The organism is Pseudomonas cyclaminis, assembly GCF_015163715.1.
GTDB lineage: Bacteria > Pseudomonadota > Gammaproteobacteria > Pseudomonadales > Pseudomonadaceae > Aquipseudomonas > Aquipseudomonas cyclaminis.
The window spans coordinates 1-986 of sequence record NZ_JADDUM010000390.1; the positions used below are offsets into that span (position 1 = coordinate 1).

Genomic DNA, 986 nt, shown 5'->3' on the forward strand with positions numbered 1-986 from the left:
CGCGGCATGGGCTACCTGGTCAATGACACCATCCGCGTGCGGGTCTATGGGCTGACACAGGACAATGTACGCATCATCAGCTTCTACGATTTCCCCATCACCTCCCCCACGGTGTTGTTCGCCAATATCAAGTGGCCCAACGCCGATATCCAGCCTTTGGTCCGCGGCCGGGTCCAGATCACTTATCAGCGCCTTCGGGCCGGTGTACTGCCTCGCAACTCCGAGAGCACACGGGTCAATATCACCGGCGCCCCCGTCGACACCGGTTTGCCCGCGCCACTCGTGCCCGATGCTAACGGCGGGGTACTGCCGCCAACAATTGATCCGGTGTTCGTGCATATCTTGGCCTACGCCGGGCAGGACCCCAATGATCGCATCATCCTGGTGCTGGAAGGCACCTATGCCAACGGGCGCCCTTACTACGCCGAGTACAGTGACCGCGCCGGCAACGGCGATATTTACTTTGAGTTGCCCAACGGCCCCAACGGCGACATTGCCCAGTTGGAAGGCGGACGTATCCGGCTGTACTACCGCGTCAAAGGTGGGGCGGAACGACCACCGTCAAAATCGCTAACCCTTGATGTCGGCGGCTTTCAGGCCTCACTGCCGGCTCCCGTGCCACGCCAGGCGCTGCCACCGGACTACGTGTTCGATCCGGACACCCAGCGCGGCAATCTGAATGTCACCGTCACCCGCCACGCTGCGTTTGTGCTCGGCGCCACGGTTACCCTGCATTTCGAAGGCAGCGCCCCTGGCGGCAGTGCTCCGCCCGACGCATTCTTGATCGACAATAACTGGTTCGGCCAGGACCTGCCTTTCACCATCCCACGGCTTTACGTGATCGCCAATTTGAACGGCACGGGCAGGCTTTACTACACCGTACAAGTACCAGGCCAACGCACGTTGTTCTCCTTTGAAGTGGTGATCAAGGTGGGAGCGGCCTTGAACCTGCCCGTGCGCTGGTGCTGGAAGGCACAGTGATCACA

At 61.0% G+C, this 986-nt stretch carries 1 pseudogene; it reads left to right on the forward strand.

Going from position 1 to position 986, the window contains the following annotated elements:
- Positions 1 to 981, forward strand: a pseudogene (locus tag IQK56_RS30750) (YncE family protein); the annotation flags it as partial.
- Positions 982 to 986: the final 5 nt, after the last annotated feature.